Below are 25,321 nucleotides of genomic sequence, written 5' to 3' on the forward strand. Positions count from 1 at the left end.
ACGGTGATGTAATAGCATCACAAAACATGTCCGGAGATTCTGCCATGCGTCCCCTGTTGCCTGCTGTCCTTGCCACGATCCTTGCCGCCCCGGCCTTTGCCACCGACGGCGTTCTGGACGTCGTTGCCCCCTTCGAGATCAAGGGTGCCGATCCTTCGACCTCGGGGGCGATCTTCATCAAGATGGAACTGGCCGAGACGCTGGTGAATGCCGATCCGGACGGCCGACTGGTTCCGGGGCTGGCCACGGAATGGACGGTTTCGGAGGATGGGCTGGAATGGATCTTCCGGCTGCGCCAGGCCGTCAGCTTTCATGACGGCACGCCCATGACCGCCGCGGCCGTCGCCGGGGCTCTGAACCACGCCCGCGCCAAGCCCGGCCTTCTCGACACCGCACCCATCACCGCCATCGAACCGGCGGGCGAGGATCTGCGCATCACCCTGTCGGAACCCTTCGCGCCGCTACCGGCCTTCCTGTCCGAATATCGCGGGTTGATCTATGCGCCCGCGGCCTATGACGCAGCCGGCAATGCCACCCAGGTAATCGGCACCGGCCCCTATCGTCTGACCGCCCTGCAAGAGCCGCTGCGCCTGGAGGCCGAGCGCTTCGATGGCTATTGGGGCGAGGCCGCGCATATCCCTCAGGTCACCTATCAGGCGGTGGGCCGGGCCGAGACGCGGGCGCTGCTGGCGGAAAGCGGCGATGCCGATTACGTCTTCACCCTCGATCCTGCATCGGTGGCGCGGCTGGCGATGGTCGACGGGATCGAGGTGATGTCGGTGCCGACCCCGCGCTCGCTGCTCATCAAGGTGAACGCCGGGCATCCGGCGCTGTCGGAGCCCGACGCGCGCCGCGCCCTCAGCCTGGCGATCGACCGCGACGGGCTGGCGCAGGCGATCCTGCGCTATCCCACCGGCGCGGATCAGCTGCTGCCCCCGTCGGTGGCGGACTGGCATGTCGACGGCCTGCCGCCGCTGGCGCATGATCCGCAGGCGGCGCGCGATCTGCTGGCGGGGCTGGGCTGGACCCCGGGACCCGACGGCATCCTGATGCGCGATGGCCAGCGCTTCAGCCTGGTCCTGACCACCTATCCCGACCGCCCCGAACTGCCGCTGTCGGCGGCGGTGCTTCAGCAGATGCTGGCCCAGATCGGGGTCGAGCTGACGATCGATTCCACGAATTCGTCCGAGATCCCTGTCCGCCACGGCGACGGATCGCTGGACCTCGCGCTGCTGGCGCGGAACTTTGCGCTGGTCCCGGATCCGATCGGCACAATCCTGACCGATTATGCGACCGGCGGGGACTGGGGCGCGATGGGCTGGAACCACGAAGGCTTCGCGTCCCTGATCCGCGATCTGGCGTCGGGCAAGGGCGGCCAGACCGAGCGCGACCAGGCCATGGCCATCCTGCAGGACGAACTGCCGGTCATTCCCGTCGCCTGGTATCAGCAGACCGCCGCCGTCAGCACCGGCGTGACCGGCGCCGTCCTCGACCCGTTCGAGCGCAGCATCGGCCTGTCGCGCATGGACTGGGCGGAATGACCCTGAGCGCCGTCGGATATCGCCTGGTTCAGGCGCTGATGGTGGCCGTGCTGGTGGGCGGGCTGACCTTCCTGATGATGCAGGCATTGCCGGGCGACGCGGCTTTTCGCATCGCCGCCAGCCGATATGGTTATGACATGGTCGATGCGGCGGCGGCGGCGCAGGTCCGCGCCGAGCTGGGGCTGGACGGCAGTGGCTGGAGGGCCTTCGCCGCCTGGCTGGGCGACCTGCTGCGGCTGGACTTCGGCACCTCTCTGGTCTCGGGCCGCCCGGTGATCGAGGAGATCCGTCACCAGCTGGGCGCCAGCCTGCAGCTGGCGGGCGTGTCCCTGGTCATGTCGCTGCTGATCGGGCCGCCGCTTGGCATCATTGCCGGGCTGCGCGCCGGCGGAGGGATCGACCGGGGCCTGCTGGTCCTGTCGGCCGCGCTGCGGGCGGTGCCGCAATTCCTGATGGGGCTGATCCTGATCGTCATCGTCTCGATCCAGCTGGGCTGGCTGCCCGCCGCCGGTCATGGCCGCCCGGACCACCTGATCCTGCCGGCGCTGACGCTGGCCCTGGGGCTGGCGGCGGTCTCGGCCCGGGTCACCCGTGACGCCATGGCCGGGGTCGCGGCCCGGCCCGACTATGCCTTTGGCCGCTGGAAGGGCCTGTCCGAGGGGCAGATGCTGCGCCGCCACGGCCTGCGCAACATCGGCGTGCCGCTGGTCACCTTCCTGGGCCTGCAACTGGTCCTGCTGATCGAGGGCGTGGTCGTGGTCGAGGCCATCTTTGGCTGGCCCGGCATCGGCCATGCCCTGGTCCACGCGATCTTCGGGCGCGACGTGCCGATGGTGCAGGGCACCGCGCTGCTGCTGGGCCTGGGCTTCGTGCTGCTGAACGCGCTGACGGATCTTGCCGCCCACCTGATCGACCCCCGAGGAGCCCGGACCCCATGACCATGTCCGACATGACCCTGACGCCCGTGGCCCGGCACGGCTTTGGCCGGCTGCGCTGGATCGGGTGCGCACTTCTGATGATGGTGGTGGGCTTTGCGCTGCTGGCCCCGGTCATCGTGCCCACCGACCCGCTGCAGCAGAGCCTGGTGAAAGCTCTGGCCGGTCCCGATGCCGTCGCGCCCTTCGGCTATGACCACTTGGGCCGGTCGCTGATGGCGCGGCTGGCGGCGGCGCTGCGGCTGTCCTTGGCTATCGCGGCGGCCTCGGTCCTGACGGCCGGGATCGCGGGGGTCGGGCTTGGCGTGCTGGCTGCCTGGCGTGGCGGTCTGACGGACCGGGCGCTGTGCCTGCTGGCCGACAGCCTTCTGGCCCTGCCGGGGCTACTGATGGTGCTGATCGTGACCGCGATCGTTGCCGACCGGCCCTTGGCCTTCTGGATCGGCCTGACGCTGGTTCTGTGGATCGAATATTTCCGCCTGACCCGCGCCACGGTCGCGCGGCAGTTGGCGGCGCCGGGAGTCCAGGCCTCGCGGCTGCTGGGCTTTGGGCCGGCCTATGTGTTCCGGCGGCATCTGTGGCCGGACCTGGCACCGGTTCTGCTGACCGTGGCGGCCTTCGGGGCGGGGACCGCCATCATGACCGTTGCCGCGCTTGGCTTTGTCAGCGTCGGCATGCGCCCGCCCGCGCCTGAACTGGGGCTGATGATGGTCGAGCTGCTGCCCTATTACCGCGAGGCGCCGCTGGCGCTGTTCCAGCCGGTGATCGCGATCTTCCTGACGATCCTGGCCCTGAACCTGCTGGCCCAAGGAACCCGTCGATGAGCCTGCTATTTTCTGCCACTGACGTCTCCGTCCATGCCGGGACCGAATGCCTGGTCCAGCCCGCATCGCTGGCGCTGCATGCGGGTCGCCCGCTGACGATCCTGGGCGAGACCGGATCGGGCAAGAGCCTTCTGGCGCAGGCGATCATCGGTACGCTGCCGCCGGGCCTTCGGGCCGAGGGGCGCGTGGAGGTCGCGGGCCAGGTCTTCGATCCGGACCGGCCCGCGGCGTTCCGCCCGCTCTGGGGGCGCCAGATCGGGATACTGCCCCAGGAGCCCTGGCTGTCCCTGGACCCCTTGATGCCCGCCGCGGCGCAGGTCTCCGAGGGACATGCCCTGGTGCGGCGCCTGCCTTGGGCATTGGCCCGTGCCGCCGCCGCCGACGATCTGGCGCGCTTGGGCCTGGCGCAGGCGGGGCACCGGCGGCCCGATCAGCTGTCGGGGGGCATGGCGCAACGCGCGGCCTTTGCCGCCGCCCGAGCCGGGGGCGCCCGCATCGTCATCGCGGACGAGCCGACCAAGGGTCTGGACGCCGACCGCCGGGATGAGATCAGCGCCCTGCTGCTGGCGGAAACGGCGGCGGGCGGGGGGCTGCTGACCATCACCCACGATCTTGCGCTGGCCCGCGCGCTGCAGGGGGACCTGGTCGTCGTCCTCAGGGGCCGCATCATCGAGCGGGGGCCGGCCGCGCAGGTGCTGGCCGACCCCCAGCACGACTATACCCGCGCGCTGATCGCCGCCGATCCGGCCGCCTGGCCGCAGCCGCAGCCGCGGCAGGTTGCTGGCGCACGGGTTCTGGAGGCGCGGGGCTTGTCGGTTGCGCGGGGGGGACGGGTGCTGTTTTCGAGCATTGATCTCGATCTGCGTCAGGGACAGATCATCGGCATGTCGGGCCCAAGCGGCTGCGGAAAGTCCACCTTGGGCGACGCCCTTCTAGGGCTGGTTCCCTTGGCTCACGGAACCGTGGCCCGGGCGTCGGGCTGCGCGGCGCTCAGGTTCCAGAAGCTGTACCAGGACCCGCCCAGTGCCTTTCCCGGCAGCGTCACCCTGGGCCGCGCGCTGGCCGATCTGGTCGCGCGGCACCGGCTGGACAAGGGGCGCATCGGCGCGCTGCTGGACCGGCTGCGCCTGTCCCCGCGCCTGCTGCAGCGGCGCCCGTCCGAGGTTTCGGGGGGTGAACTGCAGCGGTTGGCGCTGCTGCGCGTCCTGCTGCTGGACCCGGTTTTCCTGTTCGCGGACGAGCCGACCTCGCGGCTGGACCTGATCACCCAGGCCGAGGTGACGCGGCTGCTGGTCGATGTGGCGCGTGAGACCGGGATGGGCCTGCTGATCGTCAGCCATGACACGGATCTTCTGGCCAAGGTCGCCGATCGGGTGATCCGGCTGGACGATCCGGGGCTGGCCCGCGCGGCCTAGGGAGCCAGCCCCTCCAGAACTGCGCTCGCCAGCCGCGCCGCCTCCTCCCATCCCGGCAGCAGCGCCCCGGCGCGCGCGGCGGCCGCCGCCTTGGCCGCCCGTGCCTGCGGGTCGGTCAGCAGGCCGCGCAGTGCGGTCGCCAGCGCCTGCGGGTCGTCGGGAGCGACAAGGATGCCGGCATCCGGCGGCACTGTGCCCGGCACCGCGCCCGCACGGGTGCTGACGATCGGCAGGCCATGCGACAAAGCCTCGTCGAAGACGATGCCATAGCCCTCGTACCGGGTCGCCAGCACAAAGATCGAGGCGCGCTGATAGAGCTCCTGCAGCGCCTCACCCGGCACTTGTCCGGCCAGACGCAGGCGATTGCCGATCTCCAGCGCGCCGACCTGAGCCTGCAATTCCGCCGCGTGGCCCCGGTCCCAGGGCGTCCCGACGATCACGCCCTGCCAGTCCAGGTCCCGCAGCCGCGCCAGCGCCGCGATCAGGATGTCGTGGCCCTTGCGCGGGTGCAGGATGCCGACCGACAGGATCAGCGGCGGCTGTCCGGGCGTCGCGGGTGTCCTGCAAATGGGCCTGTCGGTGCCCGGACGCACGACCGTGATACGGTCCTCCGGGACATCATAGCGCTGGATCAGCATGTCCCGCGTGTGCGGGCTGGGCACCATGACGTGACGCGCCAGGGCCAGGTTGGCGCGCTCGGTCCGCCAGAGGTGATCGGCCAGACCGGCGGGCAGGGCGCTTTCCTGCGCCAGCGGGTGGTGGATCAGGGCGACGATCGGCGCCCGCACCCGCGCCAGGCCCCGGCTGTCCAAGGCGCCGAAGGCCAGCCCGTCGATGATGACCGGCAGATCGGGGGGCAGCGCCGCAAGCTGGTCCAGCGCGGCGTCCATGTCCCTGTCATCCGGGGTCGGAAAGCTGTCCGGCAGCTGGATCACCCGGACCGCGCGGCCCTGGGCACGCAGCGCCTCGACCAGGCGGCGGTCATAGATATAGCCGCCGGTCAGCGTGGCGATGTCGCCCGGCAGGGCAAAGGCGGCGGGGCGGGGGCTGGTCATGGATCGGCCTTTGTGGAAGCGGGGACAAGAGGGGCGGCCGGGACCTCGCGGCCCTGCGCCAGCAGCACGATCAGCCCGGGCAGGGTGCTGGCCAGGAAGACCAGGCCAAAGGCCAGGCTGGCCGCCAGGCCCGCCGCCGCGCTGGCGCCGATCAGGGGAAACAGCCCGGCTGCCGCCCCTTCGCGCCATCCCCAACCGCTGATGGTGAAGGGCAGGATCATGGTCAGCAGGATCAACGGCACCAGCACCGCCGCCTGGACCGGCGACAGGACGGTGCCCGTGGCCCGCGCGCAAAAGGCGAAGGCCGCCAGGTTCGCGCCGGTGATGGCCAGGTTCAGCACGATCTGTCGGGACAGCGCGTTCCGGCTGAGCAGCGTCAGCCGGACCATGCGGCGCAGGTCGCGCGCGCCCACGCCCGCGCGGCCGGGCAGGCGTCCGGCGAAGGCGACGGACAGGATGCCCAGCAGCCCAGCCCCCAGCAGGACCGCCACCAGCCCCAGGATCGGCAGCGGCAGGTCCAGCCCTCCCGGAACCAGGGTCGCGGCAAGCGTCCCGGCCAGCAGGGTGACGAAAAGGGCCAGCTGACCGGCCAGCCGCTCGATGGCCACGGCGGCGGCCGAGCGGCGCAGCCCGGCCCGGTGCCGCGCCCGCAGCGCCCGCCCGGCATCGCCGACGACGCCCCCGGGCAGGGACTGGTTCACCACTTGGGCCAGATAATATTCCGCGACCGCATGGCGCCCGGGGATGATCTGCCCCAGCTGCCCGGCCGTGATCCGCCAGCGCCAGGCCGACAGCAGCGTCTGCGCCGTCAGCGCGGCCAGCGCCGCCGCCAGCCAGCCGCGATCTGCCTGTGCCAGGATCCGCAGCGCCTGCGCCCCGTCGAAATTCAGCCAGAACAGACCCAGCAGCAGCACGGCACCCAGGATCTGCAGCCCGCCTGTCCGGCTCATGCGGGGGGATTTCCGCGTGGGTCCGAAAAGCTGTGCAGGATGCGGTCGCGCAGCGTCTCCATCGGCAGGGGCAGTTGGTCCTGCGGCGGGATGAGGCCCGGCACGAGGCCCCATGAGGCGGTCAGTTCCACCAGATGCGCCGGCCCGATGACGTGGATCGGCACCTCCCGCCGCTCATCCAGCCCGATCGAGCTGGCCGCCTGGTGGTCGCCGATCAGGATCATCAGCGGCGGGTCGTCGGAATGCAGCCGGGCATAGTCCATCACCGTCCGCAGGGTATATCCGATGGCGTCACGGTACTGCCGGCGCACCCGCTCGCGGTCGCGCCAGACGACCGCGGGCGGGTCGCCGGCTTGGGCCATTGCGTCAAAGACCGTGCCGTCGCCCAAGCTGTCCCATGCCACCAGTTCGGGCACCGGCACCCAGGGGGCATGGGACGAGATCAGCGCGATCTGGGCCAGGAGCCGCCGCGGATGCGGGCCGGTCCGCAGCAGGCGGTCGACGGCCGCCAGCGTGAACTGGTCCGGCATGGTGACCCAGTTGAAGGGCAACCCGCGATAGCCCAGATCGGGGGCGGCAAGGACGGTCTGAAAGCCCATGGTGCTGGATTCGGGCCAAGGGCGCACGACCGCGGGCATGACGGCGGCGGTGTGAAAGCCGGCCGAACGCGCATGGTGGAACAATGTCCTGCGCCCGCTGGCGATTGCCGCCTGATAGCGCGTCTGGTCGTTGATCAGCAGTCCGTTGGCGAAGGTCCCATGCGCCAGCCAGCTTTGGCCGCCATGGGTGGGAGAGGTCAGGAAACCCGACCGCATCGCCAGTCCCGCCTGGTCCAGCTGCGCCTGAGCCTGCGCCAGGAGGTCGAGGTGCTGGCCCGCATAGAAGGGCGTGTCAAAGCTGGTCCGGCCATAGCTTTCCAGAAAGATCACCAGAACGTCGCGGTCGATCAGCTCCAGTGGCCGGGCCAGCGCGCCCAGATCGTCCTGCGCCACGGCGGCGCGGAAATTCCGCAACTCGCTCAGCGTGCGCAGGGTCAGCGCCACGCGCTCGGCGGCATAGCGAGACGCATCTGGCAAAGGGGGGGCAAGGCCCGCCCGCGGCAGCAGGACCAGAAGGGCGGCCAACATGAATGCGGCCGCCAGCCCCCATCGGCGCATATGGCGCCCCAGGGCCAGCCGCATCCAGACGCCCGTGGCCCACCAGATGGCGGCGATCAGCACGATCACCAGAAGGATGGCGGCCAAGCTGCCGGCGGCCGCCGCCAGCGTCCCGAAGCTGCCCGCCAGCAGCCGGACCGAGGCGTCGATTAGGGGCAGGTCCCCGACCGGGTTGAACCGCCGCCCAAGGCTTTCCAGCATCGCCAGATCCGCCAGCTTCAGCAGCGTCACAAGCAGGATCGCGGCCGTCGCCAGCACGCGCAGCAGCCGGCCCGGCCAGAAGGGACCGAAGGCCAGCAGCACCAGGATGATGAGGCCCGCTTCGGGCGCGGGCCGCAGCCAGGCGACGGCGGCCAGGTCGCCCGGGCGGTCGGGCAGGGCGATGATCCCCTGCAGGACCAGCGCGGCCAACAGTGCGCGACCAAGGAGGTGCCAGCGGCTCACCGATGCCTCCAGAGCCACAGAAGGTCGCGGCCGAAGGACCAGGCCAGGGCCAGCGCCGCCAGCCGCGCCAGCAGCGTGGCGGCCTCGGGCGGCAGCGGCGGCAACTGCAGCGTGATCAGGGCCGCGAGCTGCAGCACGCAGACGGTCTTGCGCGCAAAGCTGGGCGGAAGCGGGGCGCGGATCCAGGGCCAGATCGCCCCACCCGCCACGAAGGCATAGCGCATGACGCCCAGCACCAGCACTTCGGGTCCCAAGGGTCCGGCGGCCAGCGCATGCAGGGCCAAGACCAAGGCAAGGGCCGCGTCCACCTCCATGTCGAAGCGCCCGCCGAAATCCGACACGAGGCCGCTGCGCCGGGCCAGAAAGCCATCCACGCCATCAAGTGTCAGCGCCACGCCCGCCACGGCGGCCACCATCCATCCCGCCGCCGCCCCACCGGCCAAAGGCGCCAGCAGCGCCAGCGACAAGGCCAGCCGCACCAGGGTGACAATGTTGCAGGCGCCGACGCGGTCATGGGGATAATGCCGCCGCATCCCTTCTGCCACGATGGCTGCCCCCAGAAGAAAGGTCGCCGCGGCCGGCCAGATCGTGCGTCCCCCGTCCAGGACTAGGACGGCCGTCGCCACATGGATCGCAAGCCCGATGGCAACCGCGACGGCCAGGCCCTGGGGCAGGCGTGCCGACCCGGGCCTGCTGACGGAGGTGGAGACGGGGGGCGGGGGCATCTGCATCAGACGACCATATGGTCCCGTCGCCGCCCGTCAAGCGGCCCCGCAAAACGCTATGCCGAACGGCAGGTTCGGACTATCCTGCGGGAGGAGGAGGACCCGGCGATGGATCATCACGACCCCGGCTATGGCACCACGGCGCGCGTGCTGCACTGGGTGATCGCTGTGGCGGTGCTGGCGATGATCCCGGCGGGGCTGATCATGGTCCGGGACGGGCTTGACCGCGGGCTGCAGGATGTTCTGTTCATCTTTCACAAGAACCTGGGCAGCATCCTGATCCTGGTCGTGGCCCTGCGGGTCGCCTGGAGGATCACGCATCCCGCGCCGCCGCTGCCCGGGGACCTGCCGGCCTGGCAGCGGCGCGCGGCGCGCGGGTCGCATGTCGCGCTTTATGTCCTGATGGTCGTGCTGCCCCTCAGTGGCTATGTGCGGGTCCGGGCCGGGGGCTTTCCGATCGAGGGGCTGGACGCCCTGGGCCTGCCCGCGCTGGTCGGCCGATCCAAGCCCCTGGCCGAGGCCGCCAGCACCCTGCATGCCCTCGCGGCCTTCACGCTGATCGCGGTGCTGGCGCTGCATCTGGGGGCGGCGCTGCACCATGCGCTGATCCGCCGGGACGGCGTCTGGGGCCGGATGTGGCCGCCCCGCGCGCCCGGCCCGCGCACCTGACCTATGGACAGGTTTAGGCGGTTTCATATCGACATCGGGCAGTTGATTCGCTAGTCAACGCTGTCGGCACGCCCGCCGCGCTGTGTCGCGGCATCGCTGCGTGTGTCATTTATTTGTTTCGCCGCGTTGAACCATTCGGCACTGCCGGGCGTTCGACGCCCGCCGTCGAAAAATTCGGCGTCGCGCCGGCGCTGCAGGAGACCCCGTGCCAAAGATCCAGGACCTGACCATCCTCGCGGTGATCGCTGCCGCGCTTGGAGGCGTTTTTTTACTCGATATCCAGTTCCCGTTGGGAACGGCCGTCTGGCTGATCTACATTCTGCCGCTGGCGCTGGCCTTTGGCAGCACGCGTCCGCTGACGCCCGTGGTGGTGGCCGTGCTGACCTGCGCGCTGATGGGGGCGGGTTATTTCTTTGACCAGGCCGGCATCGATCCGCGCGTCGCGGCGGCCAACCGGACCATGGCCGGGATTGTCTATCTGGTGCTGGGCCTGGTAGGCCGGGGCCTGATCATCAACCGCGAGCGGCTGACGCAGAGCGAATGGGTGCATCAGGGTCAGGTCGAGGTGTCGCGCGCCCTGCAGGGCGAATTGTCGGCCGAACGGCTTGGCCGGCAGATCCTGCAGGCGCTGGCCGAACGGGTCGGCGCGCGCGCGGCGGTCGCCTATGCCCGCAACGGCCACGGCTATCAGCGGCTGGCCAGTTGGGGTGTCGACGAGGCGTCCCTGGCCGAACGGGTGATCGAGGGCGAGGGGCATCTGGGCCGCTGCGTCGCCGAACGCCGTGTCCTCTGCATCGCCATGGCGCCGGAGGAGGCGCTTGGTTGGGCCACGGGCCTGGGTCGCGGCCGTGCGCCGCATGCGCTGATGGTCCCGCTGCGCGACGGGCAGCTGGTGAACGGCGTTCTGGAATTCGGCCTGGACACGCCCCCGAGCGAGCGGGTCCAGGAGTTGTTTGGCCGGATCAGCGACAAGCTGGGCATCGCGCTGCGTTCGGCGCAGTACCGCGAACAGCTGCAGGAGCTGCTGGAGGAGACCCGCCGCCAGGCCGAGGAGCTGCGCAGCCACGGCGAGGAACTGGCCGCCTCGAACGAGGAGCTGGAGGAACAGACCCGGGCCCTGCAGGACAGCCAGCGGCGGCTGGAAATGCAGCAGACCGAGCTGGAAAGCCAGAACGCGCAGCTGGAAAACCAGACGCAGGAGCTGGAGGAGCAGCGCGACGCGCTGGCCCGGTCGCGCCGGATGCTGGAAGACCAGGCGGCGCAGCTGGCCCGCGAGAGCCGCTACAAGTCCGAATTCGTGGCCAACATGAGCCACGAGCTGCGCACGCCCCTGAACGCGCTGCTGATCATGTCCCGCCTGCTGGCCGAGAACCGCGCCCGCACCCTGACCGGGGAGCAGGTCCGGTGGGCCGAGACGATCGAGAGTTCGGGCAAGGATCTTCTGGCGCTGATCAACGACATCCTGGACCTGTCCAAGATCGAATCGGGCAAGCTGGAACTGTCGCGCGACCGCATCGACCCGCAGACGGTCGCCACGAAGCTGGTTCGCGCCTTCGAGATGCAGGCCAAGGGCAAGGGCCTGCAGCTGACCGCCGAGGTGGCGCCGGGTGTCGGAGAGCTGGAAACCGACTGCCAGCGGCTGGAGCAGGTGCTGCGGAACTTCATCTCGAACGCGCTGAAGTTCACCGAGCGCGGCCGCGTCACGCTGCGCGTGGCCCCCCTGGGGCAGGGCATCGCTTTTTCGGTGGAGGATACCGGCATCGGCATCGACACTGATCAGCAGGAGGCGGTCTTCGAGGCCTTCCGCCAGGCCGATGGCACCATCTCGCGCCGCTTTGGCGGCACCGGGCTGGGCCTGTCGATCTCTCGCGAGCTGGCGGATTTGCTGGGCGGGCGCGTCACGCTCAGCAGCGAGAAGGGCCGGGGCAGCGTCTTTACCCTGATCCTGCCCGCGGCGCCGGCCATCCGGCAAGCCGCCTCGGCCGCCCGCGGCCCCGCGGCGCTGGCCGCCCCGCCCATGCCCGAAGCATCCTTCGACCCCGAGCCGCTGCTGCTGGACGCGCTGCGGGGGCTGGAGGACGACCGGGCGGTGATCGCGCCCGGCGACCGCGTGATGCTGGTGGTCGAGGATGATCCGGCCTTCGCCAAGGTGCTTTACGGCCTGGCGCGGGATCTGGGCTTTCGCTGCGTCTGCGTGGGGCGTGCCGATGATGGCGTCCGCGCCGCGCGGCATTTCCTGCCGCAGGCCATCGTGATGGACGTGGGCCTGCCGGACCATTCGGGCCTGTCGGCGCTGGACCGGCTGAAGCGCGACACCAGCACGCGGCACATCCCCGTGCATATCGTGTCGGCCAACGACTATACCAAGGAGGCGTTGGCCCAGGGCGCGATCAGCTACATGCTGAAGCCCGTGCCGCGCGAGCAGCTGGAACAGGCGATCCGGACCCTGGAGCACCGCCTGGAACAGCGGCTGCGCTGCGTGCTGATCGTCGAGGACGATCCCGCGCAGATGGAGGGTCTGAAGGCGCTTCTGGCCAGCGACGAGGTCGAGACGGTCGGTGCGGGCACCGCCGCCGAGGCGCTGCAGATCTGCCGCAGCCGGACCGTGGACTGCATCGTGCTGGACATGACGCTGCCCGACGCCTCGGGCTTTGAGGTGCTGGAACAGCTGGACGGGGACGGCACCGCCGCTTTCCCGCCGGTCATCGTCTATACCGCCCGCACCCTGAACGAGGCCGAGGAACAGCGGCTGCGGCGCTATTCCAGCTCGATCATCATCAAGGGGGCGAAATCGCCCGAGCGCCTGATCAACGAGGTCACGCTGTTCCTGCACCAGGTGGTCAGCGACCTGCCCGAAAAGCAGCGCGAGATGCTGGCCGCCTCGCTGAACCGCGACGCGCAGCTGGAGGGGCGCCGCATCCTGGTGGTCGAGGATGACATCCGCAACGTCTATGCCCTGACCGGCGTCTTCGAGCCGCATGGCGCCAAGGTGCAGATCGCCCGCAACGGCCGCGAGGCGCTGGAGGTGCTGGGCCGCATCGCCGACGGCGCGCAGCCCCGCGTGGATCTGGTGCTGATGGACGTGATGATGCCCGAGATGGACGGCCTGACCGCCACGCGCGAGATCCGCAAGATCGACCGCTGGAAGTCGCTGCCGATCATCATGCTGACCGCCAAGGCCATGGCCGATGACCAGAACCAGTGCCTGGCGGCGGGGGCCAACGACTATCTGCCAAAGCCCCTGGACGTGGACAAGCTGTTGTCGCTGACCCGCGTGTGGATGCCGCGATGAGCCTGGAACCCGTTCCCGCCCGGCCCGGCGATGCGATCGAACTGGACCTGTTCCTGGAGGCGCTGCACCGGCGTTATCACTATGACTTCCGGTCCTATTCCCGCGCGTCGCTGGCGCGGCGGGCGGAACTGGCGCGGGAACGGCTGGGTTGCGCCACGCTGTCGGAACTTCAGGGCCGCCTGCTGCACGACCCCGCCGTGCTGCCCCAGATCATCGACGCGATGACCGTGCAGGTCAGCGAGATGTTCCGCGATCCCGACTACTACCTGGCGCTGCGCCGGGAGGTCCTGCCGCATCTGCACACATTCCCCTCGCTCAAGGTCTGGGTCGCGGGCTGCGCCGATGGCGAGGAGTTGTATTCGCTGGCGATCCTGTTCCGCGAGGAGGGTCTGTTCGACCGCACGCTGTTCTACGCGACCGAGATCAACCGCCGCGCCCTGGCACGGGCCGAGGCGGGCGTCTATGACATCGACCGCCTGCCGGTCTTTTCGCAAAACTATCAGCGGTCGGGCGGGCGCGGGTCGCTGTCAGACTATTACACCGCCGCCTATGGTCGCGCCGCCTTTGACCGGTCGCTGCGGTCGCGGACGGTCTTTACCGAACACAACCTGGCCTCGGACCAGGTCTTTTCCGAGGTTCACCTGATCAGCTGCCGCAACGTGCTGATCTATTTCGACGCCGAATTGCAGGACCGCACCCTGGGCCTTTTTGCCGAAGCGCTGGCGCGCGGCGGCTTTCTGGGCCTCGGCTCGCACGAGACCCTGCGCTTTTCGGCCCATGCCTCGGCCTTCGTGCCCTTTGAAGAGCCAGACAGGATCTGGCGCCGCACTGCCTCTCAGGAGACCGCCCATGCTCGATAACACCATCAGGTTCCTGATCGTCGACGACATCGCCGAGAACATCATGGCGCTGGAGGCCCTGCTGCGGCGCGACGGGCTGGTGGTGGACCGTGCGCGGTCGGCCAGCGAGGCGCTGGAGCTGATGCTGATGCACGACTATGCGCTGGCCTTCCTGGACGTGCAGATGCCCGGCACCGACGGCTATGAACTGGCCGAACTGATGCGGTCCACCGAACGCACGCGGGGCGTCCCGATCATCTTCGTCACCGCGGCGGAAATGGACGAGGCCCGCCGGTTCCGCGGCTATGAGGCAGGTGCCGTCGATTACATCTTCAAGCCGATCGACCCGCTGATCCTGAAATCCAAGGCCGAGGTCTTTTTCCGGATCGGCCGCCAGGCCAAGGAGCTGGAACGCCAGCGCGACGAGATGCAGGAGATCGCCCGTCATCGCGACCGGGTGATGGCGCAGCTGAAGGCGCATAACGACAATTCGCCCCTGGCCTTCGTGACCCTGGACCGCGACCTCTGCGTGCGCCGCTGGTCCAAGGGGGCCGAGCGGATGTTCGGGCGCGCGGCGGGCGATCTGCTGGGCATGACGGCGCCCGCCTCGGGTTGGCTGGATGCGGCGGGGGCCGAGGAGCTGGCAGGCTGGCTGAAGGCCGGCGGGGATGCCGCCCCGCGCTTTTCAGCTGAGATGGTGCTGGACCACGCAGCGGTGGGCCCGATCAGCTGCGAGATCTATGGCTCGGTCCTCTCCGACGCGGCGGGTCAGCGGTCGCTGTCGCTGCAGATCCTGGACATCACCGAGCGCAAGCAGGCCGAGGAGGTCCGCTCGCTGCTGATCGGAGAGCTGAACCACCGCATCAAGAACACCCTGGCCAATGTCCAGGCCATCGCCCGCCAGAGCCTGCGCCAGTCCGACAGCCTGCAGGACTTCGAGAAGAGCTTTGGCGGCCGCCTGCAGGCGCTGGCGCGGGCCCATTCCATCCTGTCGGATGCCACTTGGGCCAGCGCGCCGCTGGATCAGCTGATCGACGACCAGATCAGCTCGGGGACGCTGGACGGGGACCGGCTGCGGCGCAGCGGCCCGGCGGTCGAACTGGCCCCGGACACCATGCTGCGCCTGGCGCTGACCCTGCACGAACTGGGCACGAATGCCGCGAAATACGGCGCGCTGTCGGTGCCGCAGGGCATGATCGACCTGGATTGGACCTTTGTGGGCGGGCAGCTGACGCTTGTCTGGCGCGAAACCGGCGGGCCTGCGGTCACGGGACCGGCGCGGACCGGGTTCGGCATGACGCTGATCGGCGCGGCCGGCGGGGGCGAGGACAATGCCGTCACCGCCGTCTGGAACCCCGCAGGCGTCATCTGGACGATCCGGCTGTCGGATGGCGTCACAGCGCTGAAGTCGAAGGGCGCCCCGCAGGCCTGCGCCGCCGCGCCGGTCCTGCGTCCCGCCACCCTGGACGGGGCGCGCGTCCTGCTGGTCGAGGACGAGCCGCTGGTCGCCCTGGACCTGCGGCTGGAACTGGAGGACGCGGGCGCGGTCGTCGTCGCCGTATCGCGCACCGTGACCGAGGCGATGCAGGCGGTGCAAAGCCACCAGATCGACCTGGCGCTGCTGGACGGCAACCTCAAGGGGGAGCCGGTGGACGAGGTCGCGGCGCTGCTGAACGAGCGTCATGTTCCTTTCTGCTTTGTCTCGGGCTATGGCCGCGAGCACCTGCCGGCGGGCTTTGATGAGGCGCCGCTGATCGAAAAGCCGTTCCGTCCCGATGCGCTGCGCTCGATCCTGACGGGGCTCCTGTCCCGCGAACTGACGGTCGCGGCGCAGTAGCCGGAAAAGGACGTCGTTCTGCGGGCATTCCGGGGGACGCGCCCGGTGTTCGGGCGGTTGCGGGAACAGGGCAACGGTCTTCGCCGCGGCGCAGGCACGGCCGATCGACTGTTCCGTCGGCGGACCTACCCGCAGGCTTGCACCCGGCGCGTCTTTCGGGCATCCCCGCGCCCTTGGAATTGGAACTGGCAGGATCCCATGAGCGGAACGGCCCAAAACGACGCGGCCATCATCTTCGACAGGCTGGGCAAGTCCTTCCCCAAAAAGGGCGGCCAGCGGGTCATGGCCCTGGACGACATCTCTCTCGTCGTGCCGGGGGGCAGCATCACCGGCATCATCGGCCGGTCGGGCGCGGGCAAATCGACGCTGTTGCGCATGGTCAACGGCCTCGAGCGCCCGACCGAGGGCCGGGTCGAGGTGTCGGGACATGACGTGGGCGCGGCGCGGGGGGCGGCCCTGCGGGCGATCCGCCGCGATGTCGGGATGATCTTCCAGCACTTCAACCTGCTGGCCTCGCGCACGGTCGGGGGCAACGTCGCCCTGCCGCTGGAGATCGCGGGCACGCCTGCCGCGCAGGTCCGCGCCCGCGTCGACCAACTGATCGACCAGGTGGGCCTGGGCGCGCTGCGCGACCGCTATCCGGCCGAACTGTCGGGCGGGCAGAAGCAGCGCGTGGGCATCGCCCGGGCGCTGGCCACCAGCCCCAAGGTGCTGCTGTCGGACGAGGCGACCAGCGCGCTGGACCCCGAGACGACGCAGACGGTGCTGGAGCTGCTGGGCCGCATCAACCGCGACCTGGGCCTGACGATCCTGCTGATCACCCACGAGATGGCGGTCCTGCGCGACATCGCCAGCCACATGGCGGTGATCGAGGGCGGGCGCATCGTCGAGGCCGGGCCGACCTATGACGTCTTTACCCGGCCGACCCATCCGACCACCCGCAGCTTCCTGTCGGGCGTCACTGGGGCCACGCTGCCCGCTTTCGTGGCCAGTCGCCTGCAGCCCGAACCGCCGGGCGACCAGGTGATCCGGGTGACCTTTGCCGGCCGTCATGCGACCGATCCGATGCTGTCGCTGCTGGCCACGGACCTGGGCATCACCGCCAATATTCTGGGCGGCGCCATCGAGGAGGTCGGCCCGCATCCCTTCGGCAACCTGCTGATTTCGGTCGAGGCCGCGCGCGCCGACCAGGCGCGGGCCTATCTGGAGCGCCACGGACTGTCGACGGAGGTGCTGGGCCATGTCCGCTAACCTGATCCCGCTTTTGTGGGACGCGACCCTGCAGACCCTCTACATGGTGGCGATCTCGGCGCTGCTGGGCACCCTGGGGGGCCTGCCCCTGGGGGTGTTCCTGGCCACCTCGCAGCGGGGAGAGCTGCTGTCGGCGCCTTGGGTCAACAAGGTGCTGGGGCTGGTGGTGAACGCCACCCGGTCGGTCCCGTTCATCATCCTGGTGGTGGCGATCATCCCCTTCACCCGCGCGCTGGTGGGCACGTCGATCGGCACGAATGCCGCGATCGTGCCGCTGACCCTGGCCGCCATTCCCTTCATCGCCCGGCTGGTAGAAAACGCCATCCGCGAGGTCGATGGCGGGCTGATCGAGGCCGCCCGCGCGATGGGCGCCACGCCCCTGCAGATCATCCGCAAGGTGCTCATCCCCGAGGCGATGCCGGCCATCGCCCTGGGCCTGACCCTGGCCGTGGTCAGCCTGATCGGATATTCCGCCATGGTCGGCGCGGTGGGCGGGCAGGGCCTGGGCGACCTGGGCATCCGCTACGGCTATCAGCGCTTCATGCCCGAGGTGATGGCGGCGGTCGTGGTAATCCTGATCGTGCTGGTCCAGCTGGTGCAATCGCTTGGCGAATGGATCGCCGCCCGGCTGGATCGCCGCGCCCCGCGCAACCGCGGCCACTGATGCCGCGTTGGCCTCAGATTTTCCGCAGACAAGAAAGGACCAATCCGATGCTGCGACTGACAACCCTCGCTTCCGCCCTTGCCCTGTCCACCGCGGCCGCCATGGCCGAGGATATCAAGGTCGGCGTCTCGCCCGGCGAACATGGCGAGATCATGGAGAAGGTGGCCGAGGTCGCCGAGCCCATGGGCCTGAACATCGAGATCATCGAGTTCTCGGACTATGTCGTGCCGAACCAGGCGCTGGCGGACGGCGATCTGGATGCCAACAGCTTCCAGCACCGCCCCTATCTGGAAAACCAGATGAAGGATCGCGGCTTTGAGCTGGTCGAGGTGGGCACCACGATCACCACCCCGATGGGCATCTATTCCGACCGCATCGAGGATCTGGCCGACCTGCCCGACGGCGCGCAGGTGGCGATCCCGAACGATCCGACCAATGGCGGGCGCGCGTTGCTGATCCTGCAGGACCTGGGCCTGATCACTCTGGCCGAAGACACCGGCCTGGTGCCCAGCCCGCTGGATGTCAGCGACAACCCCAAGGGCCTTCAGTTCCTGGAACTGGACGCGGCGCAACTGCCCCGCACGCTGGCCGATGCCGATATCGCGATCATCAACACCAACTATGCGCTGGCCTCGGGCCTGTCGCCCAAGGCGGATGCGATCGCGATGGAAAAGGCCGACAGCCCCTATGTGAACATCATCGTGGTTCAGGAGGGCCGGCAGGACGAGCCTTGGGTCCAGACCCTAGTCGATGCCTATCATTCGGCCGAAGTGAAGGCCTTCATCGACGAGAAATACGAAGGCGCGGTCCTGACCTCCTGGTAAGTCCCCTGGGCCGCCCCCGTGGCGGCCCGCCTTATGCGCTCTGCAGCAAAAGGACGGTCGGACCGTTCGGCGGTCGTCTACCCCAAGCCCTCATCTGCATTCGCGGCCTGTGATGACGGCACCTCTTGGCCCCACGGCGATGCCTGGCCGCGTCATGAATGTCTCAGGTCACCGGATCGGTCACAGCCAGCAGCGCGATGCGCCCCGGCCAGCGAGCCTGCAGCGCCTGTCCTGCATTATGCGCCCGCAGTCCGGTGCGGCAGGCCAGGACGACGCGCCTGTCTGGTGCGGGTGACAGTTCGGCAATGCGCTCGGGGGGCAGGTGACGGGCGCGGAAATCGAAGGGCAGGTCGGCTTCGGTCCGCAGGTCCACCAGCAGATCGTCCGGGGCGATCTGGTCCACCGCGATGAAGGGCAGCGGTGCCGCGGGTTCGGCCGCTTCGTCAAAGCGGAACCCGCCCGTTCGCCAGGTGGCGGCGTCAAAGCTGATCAGGCGGCCAAGGGGGCCGGGTGCCAGCTTCAGGATCACCGCCAGCGCCATCTGCGCCTGCAGCGCGCCGATCATGCCGACGACCGGACCCATGACGCCCGCCGTGGCGCAGGTGGCGCCGCGCAGGGGCAGGTCGGGAAAGATCGCGCGCAGGCTGGGCCCTCCGCCGCAACAGCCCGCCGCATAGCCCGACAGCGCCAGCGCAGATCCCGCGATCAGCGGCCTGCCTGCGGCCATGCAGGCATCCGACAGGGTCAGGCTGACGGCAAAGCTGTCGGCGCAGTCCAGAGCCACATCCGCCGCATCCACCAGCGCGGGCGCATTAGCCGGCGTCAGCCATTCCACGCGGGGGATCACCCGGACGGCCGGGTTCATGCCGGTCATGATGGTGGCCGCGGCCTGCGCCTTGGGCTGGCCGATCTGGTCCATGCGATAGATCGGCTGGCGGTGCAGGTTCGTCTCCTCGACCCGGTCGCCGTCGACCAGGGTGATCTGCCCGATCCCGGCGCCGGCCAGATATTGCAGGGCAGGCACCCCCAGGCCGCCGGCGCCCACCACCAGCACATGGGCGGCGGCCCATCGCTGCTGTCCCTGCGCGCCGATCTGCGGCAGCACCATCTGGCGGGCATAGCGCGTCACGCCGTCACCCGCAGCCAGTCGCGCATCCGCTCCTCGGGGTCGGGGTTCAGCGTGATGTCTGTCACGGCCGACACGACATCCGCACCTGCGGCGAAGGCACCGGCGGCGCGCTCCACCGTCATGCCGCCGATGGCGATCAGCGGGATCGGACCGACCAGCCGCTTCCATTCCGTGACCCGGTCCAGCCCCTGCTGGTGCCATTTCATCTGCTTGAGGATGGTGGGATAAACCGGACCGAGGGCGATGTAGTCGGGCCCCAGTGCCAGCGCCCGGTCCAGTTCGGCATGGTTATGGGTCGAGATCCCCAGTTTCAGCCCCGCACGGCGGATGGCGGGCAGGTCGGCCTGGTCCAGGTCCTCCTGCCCCAGATGCAGCCAGTCCGCGCCTTCGTCGATGGCGATCTGCCAGTGATCGTTGACGACCAGCGTGACGCCGTGGCTGCGGGCATGGTCCAGGCCCCGGCGAACCTGGGCGCGCAGTTCGGCGTCCGGGCGATCCTTGATGCGCAACTGCACCAGCCTGACGCCCAGGGGCAGGGCGCGGTCCAGCCAGGCCGCGTCGTCGAAGATGGGGTAGAATCGCGGCAGCATCACAGCCAGGCCTTTCCGATGAGGGGGGTCGAAGGGGCGGCCATGTCGCGCGGCTCCATCGGGTCGGCGGCCCGCGCCAGGGCGCCCGCCTGAACGGCCAGCCCAAAGGCGCGGGCCATGGCGGCCGGATCGCCGGCCTGCGCCACGGCGGTGTTCAGCAGGACCGCGTCAAATCCCATCTCGATCGCGGCGGTGGCCTGGCTGGGCAGGCCCAGGCCCGCGTCTATCACCATCGGCACGTCCGGGAAGGCCGCGCGCAGGGTCCGCAGCCCGTAGGGGTTGTTCAGCCCGCGGCCCGAACCGATGGGCGCCCCCCAGGGCATCAGCACCTTGCAGCCCGCCTCCAGCAGGTGTTGGGCCAGAACCTGGTCCTCGGTCGTATAGGGGAAGACCTCGAACCCTTCGGCCGCCAGCGTCTCGGCCGCCTCCAGCAAGCCAAAGGGGTCGGGCTGCAGCGTGTCGGCATGGCCGAGCACCTCCAGCTTGATCCAGTTCGTCTCGAAAACCTCGCGCGCCATCCGGGCGGTCGTGACCGCCTCGCGGGCGCTGTGGCAGCCGGCGGTGTTCGGCAGGACGTGGACGTCCAAGGCGCGGATGATGTCCCAGAAGGCCTGACCCTGGCCCGCCTCGCGCCGGAGCGACACCGTCGCGACCGAGGCGCCGCTGTCCGCAAAAGCCGCCTGCATCACCGCCGGAGAGGGATATTGCGCCGTTCCCAGCATCAGCCCCGAGGGCAGGGTCACGCCATAGAAATCGCGCATCTCAGCCTCCCTGCATGGGCGCCAGGACCTCCAGCCGGTCGCCGTCGCGCAGGACCTGCGCCTCGCGGCGGGCGGCGGGAAGAAAGTCGCCGTTCAGCGCGGTCGCCACGCGCGCCTCGCCCCAGCCCAGTTCGGCCAGCGCCGCCGCGACGGTTGTGGCCGTGATCTGGTGCGGCTCTCCGTTCACCTCAATCCTCATGGATCAGCTCCCCCTTGGTTCGGGTCAGAAGATAATCGGCCGCCTGCCGGGCCAGAGCCGGGGCCATCAGGTAGCCGTGGCGGAAAAGCCCGTTCAGGTGCAGCACCCGCTCGCGCAGGACGACGCGCGGCACATTGTCGGCAAAGGCCGGGCGCAGGTCGGCGCCCAGTTCCAGCACGCTGGCCTCGGCAAAGCGCGGGTCCAGCGCATAGGCGGCCGACAGCAGCTCCAGCGCGGCACGGGCAGTGACGGGCGCGCGAGAGGCGCTTTCCAGCTGCGTGGCGCCCAGCATGAAGATGTTGCCCGCACGCGGCACGATATAAAGCGGATGGCGCGGATGCAGCAGGCGGACCGGCCGCGAGAGCGTGATGTCGGGCGCGTGCAGGATGACCATCTCGCCGCGCACGCCGCGCAGGCCCGGCAGGGCGGCGGCCAGGCCGCGGGCGTCGATCACGGGGCCGTCGATATCGCCGGGCCGGACCTCGTCCTTCTGGATGGTGATCCCGCGCGCGGCCAGCGACTGCACAAGGTCGGCCAGCGCCTGGCGAGGGTCCAGATGCGCCTCGGTCGCGAAGAACAGGCCGTCGCGATGCTGCGTAAGTTCGGGTTCCAGTTCAGCCACCAGACGCGAGTCGTGGCCGCTGGCCCGGCGGGCAAAGCGCGCCAGTTCGGCCCGGTCGCGGTCCAGCGCCAGGACCAGGGTGCCGCGCCGGGTGACGGGCGTGACCTGGGCCCATGCGGCGGCCGCCTCGGCGCCGAGGCGGGTGATGACCGGTTCCGCCGTGACCCCTTCGCAATGCGGGGCCAACATTCCGCCCGCCCACCAGGAACAGCCATGCGGCCCCGGCGGGCCCTTCCGGTCGATGATGCGCGGACGCATTCCCCGCGAGGCCAGTTCATGCGCCGCAAACAGCCCCGCGACCCCCGCGCCGATGATGGTGACGTCGCTCATCCCCAGACCGCGTGGAAGTGGTGGACGGGCCCGTGACCCGAGCCGACGCCAAGGTCGTCCGCCGCGCGGATGGCGCCTTGCAGATAACGATGCGCCAGCTGCACCGCCGCAACCAGGTCCATCCCCTGCGCCAGCCCGGCCGCGATCGCAGCCGACAGGGTGCAGCCTGTGCCATGGGTGTTCCGCGTCGCCTGCCGCGGCGCAGTCAGGCGCGTGATCCCGTTCGCCGTCACCAGCAGGTCGGTGCAGAGGGGGCCTTCGGCATGGCCGCCCTTCATCAGGACGGCCCTTGGCCCCATCGCGCGCAGGGCGGCGGCCTGATCGGCCATCTCGGCCTCGGTCCGGGCGGGTGCGCAGCCCAGCAGCCGCCCGGCCTCGGGCAGGTTCGGGGTCAGCAGCGTCGCCAGCGGCAGCATCCGCTCGCGCAGCGCGGTTACGGCGCCGTCGGCCAGCAGGCTGTCGCCGGATTTGGCCACCATCACCGGGTCCAGGACCACCGGCATGGGCCGTCCGGCTAGACCCTGCGCCACGGCGGTGATGGCGGGACCGTCGCCCAGCATGCCCAGCTTGACCGCACGCACGTCCAGGTCATCAAAGACCGCCACCATCTGCGCGGCGATCATGGCCGGGCTGGCCGGCTCGACCAGGGTCACCGCCCGCGTGTTCTGGGCCGTCAGCGCCGTGATCACGCTGGCCCCATAGGTCCCGAGCGCCGAGAAGGTCTTGAGATCGGCCTGGATGCCTGCGCCTCCGCCGGAATCCGATCCTGCAATTGTCAGGGCGATGGCTGCGGTCACGGTCGTCCTCCTTCAAGGCGAAGGGTCGGCACCGGACGTGGGGAAAGGCGACGGGCGGAACAGCATCCGCGATCATCTGCACCGTTCCCTCCGCCGGTATGACCCGGATCAGGTTCGATGGGTTGGCTTGCGCCTCTCAGCCCCTGGACGGGACACCCCAACGGTTTGCACCCTGACAGCTAGCGGCCTGCGCCGCCGCGCGCAAGACGCATGGTGATCTGCCCCCTGAGGCGGTTTGGCTGCGATCCGGCATGGACTTCTGCCGGGGCCGCGCGTATGAGACGCCTTTGGCTCCGCATGTTCGGGGCGGCGGGTGCAGGGTGGGCCGGTCGCAGCGACGATGGTGCCGCTCATCGGGTGCCGCATATGGCACCCCCGCATTTGGCGACTTACATGACTGAACAGAATTTTCCCGCACCGCTGCAGGCGGCGCTGGCTGCCAAGGGCTATGACAGCCTGACCTCCGTACAAAGCGCGGTGCTTGCGCCCGAGGCGCAGGGGCGCGACGTGCTGGTCTCGGCCCAGACCGGGTCGGGCAAGACCGTCGCCTTTGGTCTGGCGATGGGCGCCGAACTGCTGGAGGGCGACCGGATGGTCGCCGGAGAGCTGCCGCTGGCGCTGGCCATTGCCCCAACCCGTGAACTGGCCCTTCAGGTCGCGCGCGAGCTGGAATGGCTTTACGCCGATACCGGCGCCCAGATCGCCACCTGCGTCGGCGGCATGGATTACCGCAACGAACGCCGCGCCCTGCAGCGCGGCGCGCAGATCGTGGTCGGCACCCCCGGCCGCCTGCGCGACCATATCGACCGCGGCAGCCTGGACCTGTCGGCCCTGCGCGCGGCCGTGCTGGACGAGGCGGACGAGATGCTGGACCTGGGCTTCCGCGAGGATCTGGAGTTCATCCTGGCCGCCGCGCCCGAGGAACGGCGCACGTTGATGTTCTCGGCCACCGTGCCGCCCGCGATCGAAAAGCTGGCCCGCGATTTCCAGCGCGACGCCCTGCGCATCGCCGCCATGGGCGAGGCGCGCCAGCATGGCGACATCGCCTATCGCGCCTACAGCGTGACCGCACGCGACCGCGAGCCCGCGATCTTCAACCTGCTGCGCATCCACGAGGCCCAGACCTCGATCGTCTTCTGCAAGACGCGGGCGAATGTGAACCATCTGCTGGCGCGCATGTCCAACCGCGGCTTCAAATGCGTCGCCCTGTCGGGCGAGCTGAGCCAGCAGGAGCGGACCCATGCCCTGCAGGCGCTGCGTGACGGACGTGCGCGGGTCTGCATCGCGACCGACGTGGCCGCGCGCGGCATCGACCTGCCGGGGCTGGAACTGGTGATCCATGCCGACCTGCCGACCAATCCCGAAACCCTGCTGCACCGGTCGGGCCGCACCGGCCGGGCCGGGTCCAAGGGCGTCTCGGCGCTGATCGTGCCCTCGTCGGACTACAAGCGGGCGCAGCGGCTGCTGCAGAACGCCAAGGTCGTGGCCGAATGGCTGAAGGCGCCGACCGCCGACGAGGTGCGGGCGCGCGACGACCAGCGGATGCTGGAGCATCCCGCCCTTCAGGAGGAGCCGGGCGAGGACGCGCCCTTGGCCGCGCAGCTGCTGGAGCGTTTCGGTGCCGAACAGGTCGCCGTGGCCTTCCTGCGCATGTGGCGCGAGGGGCGCCCCGCCGCCGAAGAGCTGATGGAGACGCAGGCCCCGCCCGCGCCGATGGCGCCCCGTGCGCCGCGCGAATTCGGCGCATCGGTCTGGTTCACGCTGTCGGTTGGCCATTCGGGCCGCGCCGAAGCCCGCTGGCTGCTGCCCAAGATATGCGATGCGGGGGGAATTACCCGTGACGCCATCGGGGCGATCCGGGTCCGCCAGGACCTGTCCTATGTCCAGATCGCGGCCGAGGCGGCCGACCGATTCGGCGATTTCATCGAGATCACCCCCGAAGTCTCGATGCGCCGTATGCAGGGCGAACCCGACCTGGAGGCACAGCCCGAGCGCAGCCCGCGCCCGCGGTTCGAGGCGCGCGAGGAGCGGCCCGCCCGTGCCGCCAAGCCCGCCCCACGCCGCAAGCCGGCCGAGGACGAGGGTCATCAGGCCCGCGTGAAGGCCGCACGTGGCGGATGGGTGCCCGACGATGCGTCGCTGGCCGATCCGCGCGAGGAGGGGCCGCGCCCCGCCGTCAAAGCCTGGAAGAAGAAGTCTTCGGCCGATGCGGGCGCAGGTCCGCGCAAGGCCGCCGGAGCGAAGCCTGCCTGGGCCGCCAAGGGCAAGCCGGGTGCCGCAAAACCCGCCCAGGCCAAGACCCCGCACCGCAAGGGGCCCAAGCGTCCGGGCTGATCCGCAGCCGCCACACCACTGCATGATTTGCGCGCTGCTCCTGTCCGGGGCAGCGCGCTTTTTCATGGCCTGTCGGGGAGGCGCGGGCCTATCCTTCGGGCGATCTTGACAGGCAATTGCTGACGCTACGGCACCCG

At 70.0% G+C, this 25,321-nt stretch carries 22 protein-coding genes and 1 riboswitch; of the genes, 12 read left to right on the forward strand and 10 right to left on the reverse strand.

Annotated features, from left to right (window positions below):
* Nucleotides 1-44: 44 nt before the first annotated feature.
* From ACNR9W_RS06600 to ACNR9W_RS06615, 4 genes are read left to right on the forward strand one after another with little or no spacing between them, the layout of a single operon-like run.
* A complete protein-coding gene (locus ACNR9W_RS06600) occupies nucleotides 45-1,541 on the forward strand; it encodes an ABC transporter substrate-binding protein (protein WP_419268056.1) in 1,497 nt (498 codons plus the stop codon).
* A complete protein-coding gene (locus tag ACNR9W_RS06605) occupies nucleotides 1,538-2,479 on the forward strand; it encodes an ABC transporter permease (RefSeq protein WP_419268057.1) in 942 nt (313 codons plus the stop codon). Before ACNR9W_RS06600 ends, ACNR9W_RS06605 begins: the two co-directional genes overlap by 4 nt.
* Nucleotides 2,476-3,300 carry an ABC transporter permease gene (locus ACNR9W_RS06610; RefSeq protein WP_419268058.1) on the forward strand — a complete coding sequence of 275 codons (825 nt, stop codon included), beginning with the start codon at nucleotides 2,476-2,478 and terminating at the stop codon, nucleotides 3,298-3,300. Before ACNR9W_RS06605 ends, ACNR9W_RS06610 begins: the two co-directional genes overlap by 4 nt.
* Complete coding sequence (locus tag ACNR9W_RS06615; protein ID WP_419268059.1) at nucleotides 3,297-4,715, forward strand: ABC transporter ATP-binding protein; 1,419 nt, start codon at nucleotides 3,297-3,299, stop codon at nucleotides 4,713-4,715. Before ACNR9W_RS06610 ends, ACNR9W_RS06615 begins: the two co-directional genes overlap by 4 nt.
* Here the strand turns inward: ACNR9W_RS06615 and ACNR9W_RS06620 are convergent.
* The 4 genes from ACNR9W_RS06620 to ACNR9W_RS06635 are packed head-to-tail and all read right to left on the reverse strand — an operon-like array spanning nucleotide 4,712 to nucleotide 9,052.
* Nucleotides 4,712-5,770 carry a glycosyltransferase family 4 protein gene (locus ACNR9W_RS06620; RefSeq protein ID WP_419268060.1) on the reverse strand — a complete coding sequence of 353 codons (1,059 nt, stop codon included), beginning with the start codon at nucleotides 5,768-5,770 and terminating at the stop codon, nucleotides 4,712-4,714. The genes ACNR9W_RS06615 and ACNR9W_RS06620 overlap by 4 nt on opposite strands.
* Nucleotides 5,767-6,720 carry a lysylphosphatidylglycerol synthase transmembrane domain-containing protein gene (locus ACNR9W_RS06625; protein ID WP_419268061.1) on the reverse strand — a complete coding sequence of 318 codons (954 nt, stop codon included), beginning with the start codon at nucleotides 6,718-6,720 and terminating at the stop codon, nucleotides 5,767-5,769. The genes ACNR9W_RS06620 and ACNR9W_RS06625 overlap by 4 nt, the downstream gene beginning before the upstream one ends.
* Nucleotides 6,717-8,321: a sulfatase-like hydrolase/transferase gene (locus tag ACNR9W_RS06630; RefSeq protein WP_419268062.1), complete on the reverse strand. Its 1,605-nt coding sequence runs from the start codon at nucleotides 8,319-8,321 to the stop codon at nucleotides 6,717-6,719. The genes ACNR9W_RS06625 and ACNR9W_RS06630 overlap by 4 nt, the downstream gene beginning before the upstream one ends.
* Entirely contained in the window at nucleotides 8,318-9,052 is a 735-nt protein-coding gene (locus tag ACNR9W_RS06635; protein ID WP_419268063.1) for a CDP-alcohol phosphatidyltransferase family protein, read from the reverse strand. The genes ACNR9W_RS06630 and ACNR9W_RS06635 overlap by 4 nt, the downstream gene beginning before the upstream one ends.
* A gap of 102 nt (nucleotides 9,053-9,154) precedes the next feature.
* On the opposite strand from ACNR9W_RS06635, the gene ACNR9W_RS06640 reads away from it, so the two are divergent.
* The 7 genes from ACNR9W_RS06640 (at nucleotide 9,155) to ACNR9W_RS06670 (ending at nucleotide 18,422) form a co-directional block, all read left to right on the forward strand.
* Nucleotides 9,155-9,715, forward strand: a complete 561-nt coding sequence (locus tag ACNR9W_RS06640) for a cytochrome b (protein WP_419268064.1) — start codon at nucleotides 9,155-9,157, stop codon at nucleotides 9,713-9,715.
* A gap of 205 nt (nucleotides 9,716-9,920) precedes the next feature.
* Nucleotides 9,921-13,007 (forward strand): response regulator, encoded by a 3,087-nt coding sequence (locus ACNR9W_RS06645; protein ID WP_419268065.1) that lies wholly within the window; start codon nucleotides 9,921-9,923, stop codon nucleotides 13,005-13,007.
* Nucleotides 13,004-13,867 carry a CheR family methyltransferase gene (locus ACNR9W_RS06650; RefSeq protein ID WP_419268066.1) on the forward strand — a complete coding sequence of 288 codons (864 nt, stop codon included), beginning with the start codon at nucleotides 13,004-13,006 and terminating at the stop codon, nucleotides 13,865-13,867. Before ACNR9W_RS06645 ends, ACNR9W_RS06650 begins: the two co-directional genes overlap by 4 nt.
* Nucleotides 13,857-15,683 carry a response regulator gene (locus ACNR9W_RS06655; RefSeq protein WP_419268067.1) on the forward strand — a complete coding sequence of 609 codons (1,827 nt, stop codon included), beginning with the start codon at nucleotides 13,857-13,859 and terminating at the stop codon, nucleotides 15,681-15,683. Before ACNR9W_RS06650 ends, ACNR9W_RS06655 begins: the two co-directional genes overlap by 11 nt.
* A gap of 198 nt (nucleotides 15,684-15,881) precedes the next feature.
* Complete coding sequence (locus ACNR9W_RS06660) at nucleotides 15,882-16,934, forward strand: methionine ABC transporter ATP-binding protein (RefSeq protein WP_419268068.1); 1,053 nt, start codon at nucleotides 15,882-15,884, stop codon at nucleotides 16,932-16,934.
* Nucleotides 16,924-17,598 carry a methionine ABC transporter permease gene (locus ACNR9W_RS06665; protein ID WP_419268069.1) on the forward strand — a complete coding sequence of 225 codons (675 nt, stop codon included), beginning with the start codon at nucleotides 16,924-16,926 and terminating at the stop codon, nucleotides 17,596-17,598. Before ACNR9W_RS06660 ends, ACNR9W_RS06665 begins: the two co-directional genes overlap by 11 nt.
* A 47-nt stretch (nucleotides 17,599-17,645) precedes the next feature.
* Complete coding sequence (locus ACNR9W_RS06670) at nucleotides 17,646-18,422, forward strand: MetQ/NlpA family ABC transporter substrate-binding protein (protein ID WP_419268070.1); 777 nt, start codon at nucleotides 17,646-17,648, stop codon at nucleotides 18,420-18,422.
* Nucleotides 18,423-18,585: 163 nt separating this feature from the next.
* Here ACNR9W_RS06670 and ACNR9W_RS06675 read toward each other — a convergent pair whose 3' ends face one another.
* Genes ACNR9W_RS06675 through thiD form a run of 6 tightly spaced genes read right to left on the reverse strand, consistent with a single transcriptional unit; the run spans nucleotide 18,586 to nucleotide 22,850 of the window.
* Nucleotides 18,586-19,551, reverse strand: coding sequence for a ThiF family adenylyltransferase (locus tag ACNR9W_RS06675; protein ID WP_419268071.1), 966 nt, complete (start codon nucleotides 19,549-19,551; stop codon nucleotides 18,586-18,588).
* Nucleotides 19,548-20,144 (reverse strand): thiamine phosphate synthase, encoded by a 597-nt coding sequence (locus ACNR9W_RS06680; protein WP_419268072.1) that lies wholly within the window; start codon nucleotides 20,142-20,144, stop codon nucleotides 19,548-19,550. Before ACNR9W_RS06680 ends, ACNR9W_RS06675 begins: the two co-directional genes overlap by 4 nt.
* Nucleotides 20,141-20,902, reverse strand: coding sequence for a thiazole synthase (locus ACNR9W_RS06685; RefSeq protein WP_419268073.1), 762 nt, complete (start codon nucleotides 20,900-20,902; stop codon nucleotides 20,141-20,143). The genes ACNR9W_RS06680 and ACNR9W_RS06685 overlap by 4 nt, the downstream gene beginning before the upstream one ends.
* Before the next feature lies 1 nt (nucleotide 20,903).
* On the reverse strand, nucleotides 20,904-21,101 hold the full coding sequence (gene thiS / locus ACNR9W_RS06690; RefSeq protein ID WP_419268074.1) for a sulfur carrier protein ThiS: 198 nt from the start codon (nucleotides 21,099-21,101) through the stop codon (nucleotides 20,904-20,906).
* Complete coding sequence (locus tag ACNR9W_RS06695; protein ID WP_419268075.1) at nucleotides 21,091-22,053, reverse strand: FAD-dependent oxidoreductase; 963 nt, start codon at nucleotides 22,051-22,053, stop codon at nucleotides 21,091-21,093. The genes thiS and ACNR9W_RS06695 overlap by 11 nt, the downstream gene beginning before the upstream one ends.
* Complete coding sequence (thiD, locus tag ACNR9W_RS06700; protein WP_419268076.1) at nucleotides 22,050-22,850, reverse strand: bifunctional hydroxymethylpyrimidine kinase/phosphomethylpyrimidine kinase; 801 nt, start codon at nucleotides 22,848-22,850, stop codon at nucleotides 22,050-22,052. Before thiD ends, ACNR9W_RS06695 begins: the two co-directional genes overlap by 4 nt.
* A gap of 68 nt (nucleotides 22,851-22,918) precedes the next feature.
* Nucleotides 22,919-23,020, reverse strand: a riboswitch (TPP riboswitch).
* Between the two features lie 223 nt (nucleotides 23,021-23,243).
* Between thiD and ACNR9W_RS06705 the strand changes: the two genes are divergently transcribed.
* On the forward strand, nucleotides 23,244-25,184 hold the full coding sequence (locus ACNR9W_RS06705) for a DEAD/DEAH box helicase (RefSeq protein WP_419268077.1): 1,941 nt from the start codon (nucleotides 23,244-23,246) through the stop codon (nucleotides 25,182-25,184).
* The last annotated feature ends 137 nt before the right edge of the window (nucleotides 25,185-25,321 follow it).

Source organism: Paracoccus sp. T5 (assembly GCF_048538155.2).
Classification (GTDB): Bacteria; Pseudomonadota; Alphaproteobacteria; order Rhodobacterales; family Rhodobacteraceae; genus Paracoccus.

Coding starts and splice junctions, on each gene's coding strand:
- ACNR9W_RS06655 (WP_419268067.1), top strand. CDS start 13,857: ATGCTCGATAACACCATCAGGTTCCTGATCGTCGACGACATCGCCGAG.
- ACNR9W_RS06610 (WP_419268058.1), top strand. CDS start 2,476: ATGACCATGTCCGACATGACCCTGACGCCCGTGGCCCGGCACGGCTTT.
- ACNR9W_RS06600 (WP_419268056.1), top strand. CDS start 45: ATGCGTCCCCTGTTGCCTGCTGTCCTTGCCACGATCCTTGCCGCCCCG.
- ACNR9W_RS06665 (WP_419268069.1), top strand. CDS start 16,924: ATGTCCGCTAACCTGATCCCGCTTTTGTGGGACGCGACCCTGCAGACC.
- ACNR9W_RS06640 (WP_419268064.1), top strand. CDS start 9,155: ATGGATCATCACGACCCCGGCTATGGCACCACGGCGCGCGTGCTGCAC.
- ACNR9W_RS06605 (WP_419268057.1), top strand. CDS start 1,538: ATGACCCTGAGCGCCGTCGGATATCGCCTGGTTCAGGCGCTGATGGTG.
- ACNR9W_RS06685 (WP_419268073.1), bottom strand. CDS start 20,902: ATGCGCGATTTCTATGGCGTGACCCTGCCCTCGGGGCTGATGCTGGGA.
- ACNR9W_RS06635 (WP_419268063.1), bottom strand. CDS start 9,052: ATGCAGATGCCCCCGCCCCCCGTCTCCACCTCCGTCAGCAGGCCCGGG.
- ACNR9W_RS06670 (WP_419268070.1), top strand. CDS start 17,646: ATGCTGCGACTGACAACCCTCGCTTCCGCCCTTGCCCTGTCCACCGCG.
- ACNR9W_RS06625 (WP_419268061.1), bottom strand. CDS start 6,720: ATGAGCCGGACAGGCGGGCTGCAGATCCTGGGTGCCGTGCTGCTGCTG.
- ACNR9W_RS06650 (WP_419268066.1), top strand. CDS start 13,004: ATGAGCCTGGAACCCGTTCCCGCCCGGCCCGGCGATGCGATCGAACTG.
- ACNR9W_RS06660 (WP_419268068.1), top strand. CDS start 15,882: ATGAGCGGAACGGCCCAAAACGACGCGGCCATCATCTTCGACAGGCTG.
- ACNR9W_RS06615 (WP_419268059.1), top strand. CDS start 3,297: ATGAGCCTGCTATTTTCTGCCACTGACGTCTCCGTCCATGCCGGGACC.
- thiS (WP_419268074.1), bottom strand. CDS start 21,101: ATGAGGATTGAGGTGAACGGAGAGCCGCACCAGATCACGGCCACAACC.
- ACNR9W_RS06705 (WP_419268077.1), top strand. CDS start 23,244: ATGACTGAACAGAATTTTCCCGCACCGCTGCAGGCGGCGCTGGCTGCC.
- ACNR9W_RS06695 (WP_419268075.1), bottom strand. CDS start 22,053: ATGAGCGACGTCACCATCATCGGCGCGGGGGTCGCGGGGCTGTTTGCG.
- ACNR9W_RS06620 (WP_419268060.1), bottom strand. CDS start 5,770: ATGACCAGCCCCCGCCCCGCCGCCTTTGCCCTGCCGGGCGACATCGCC.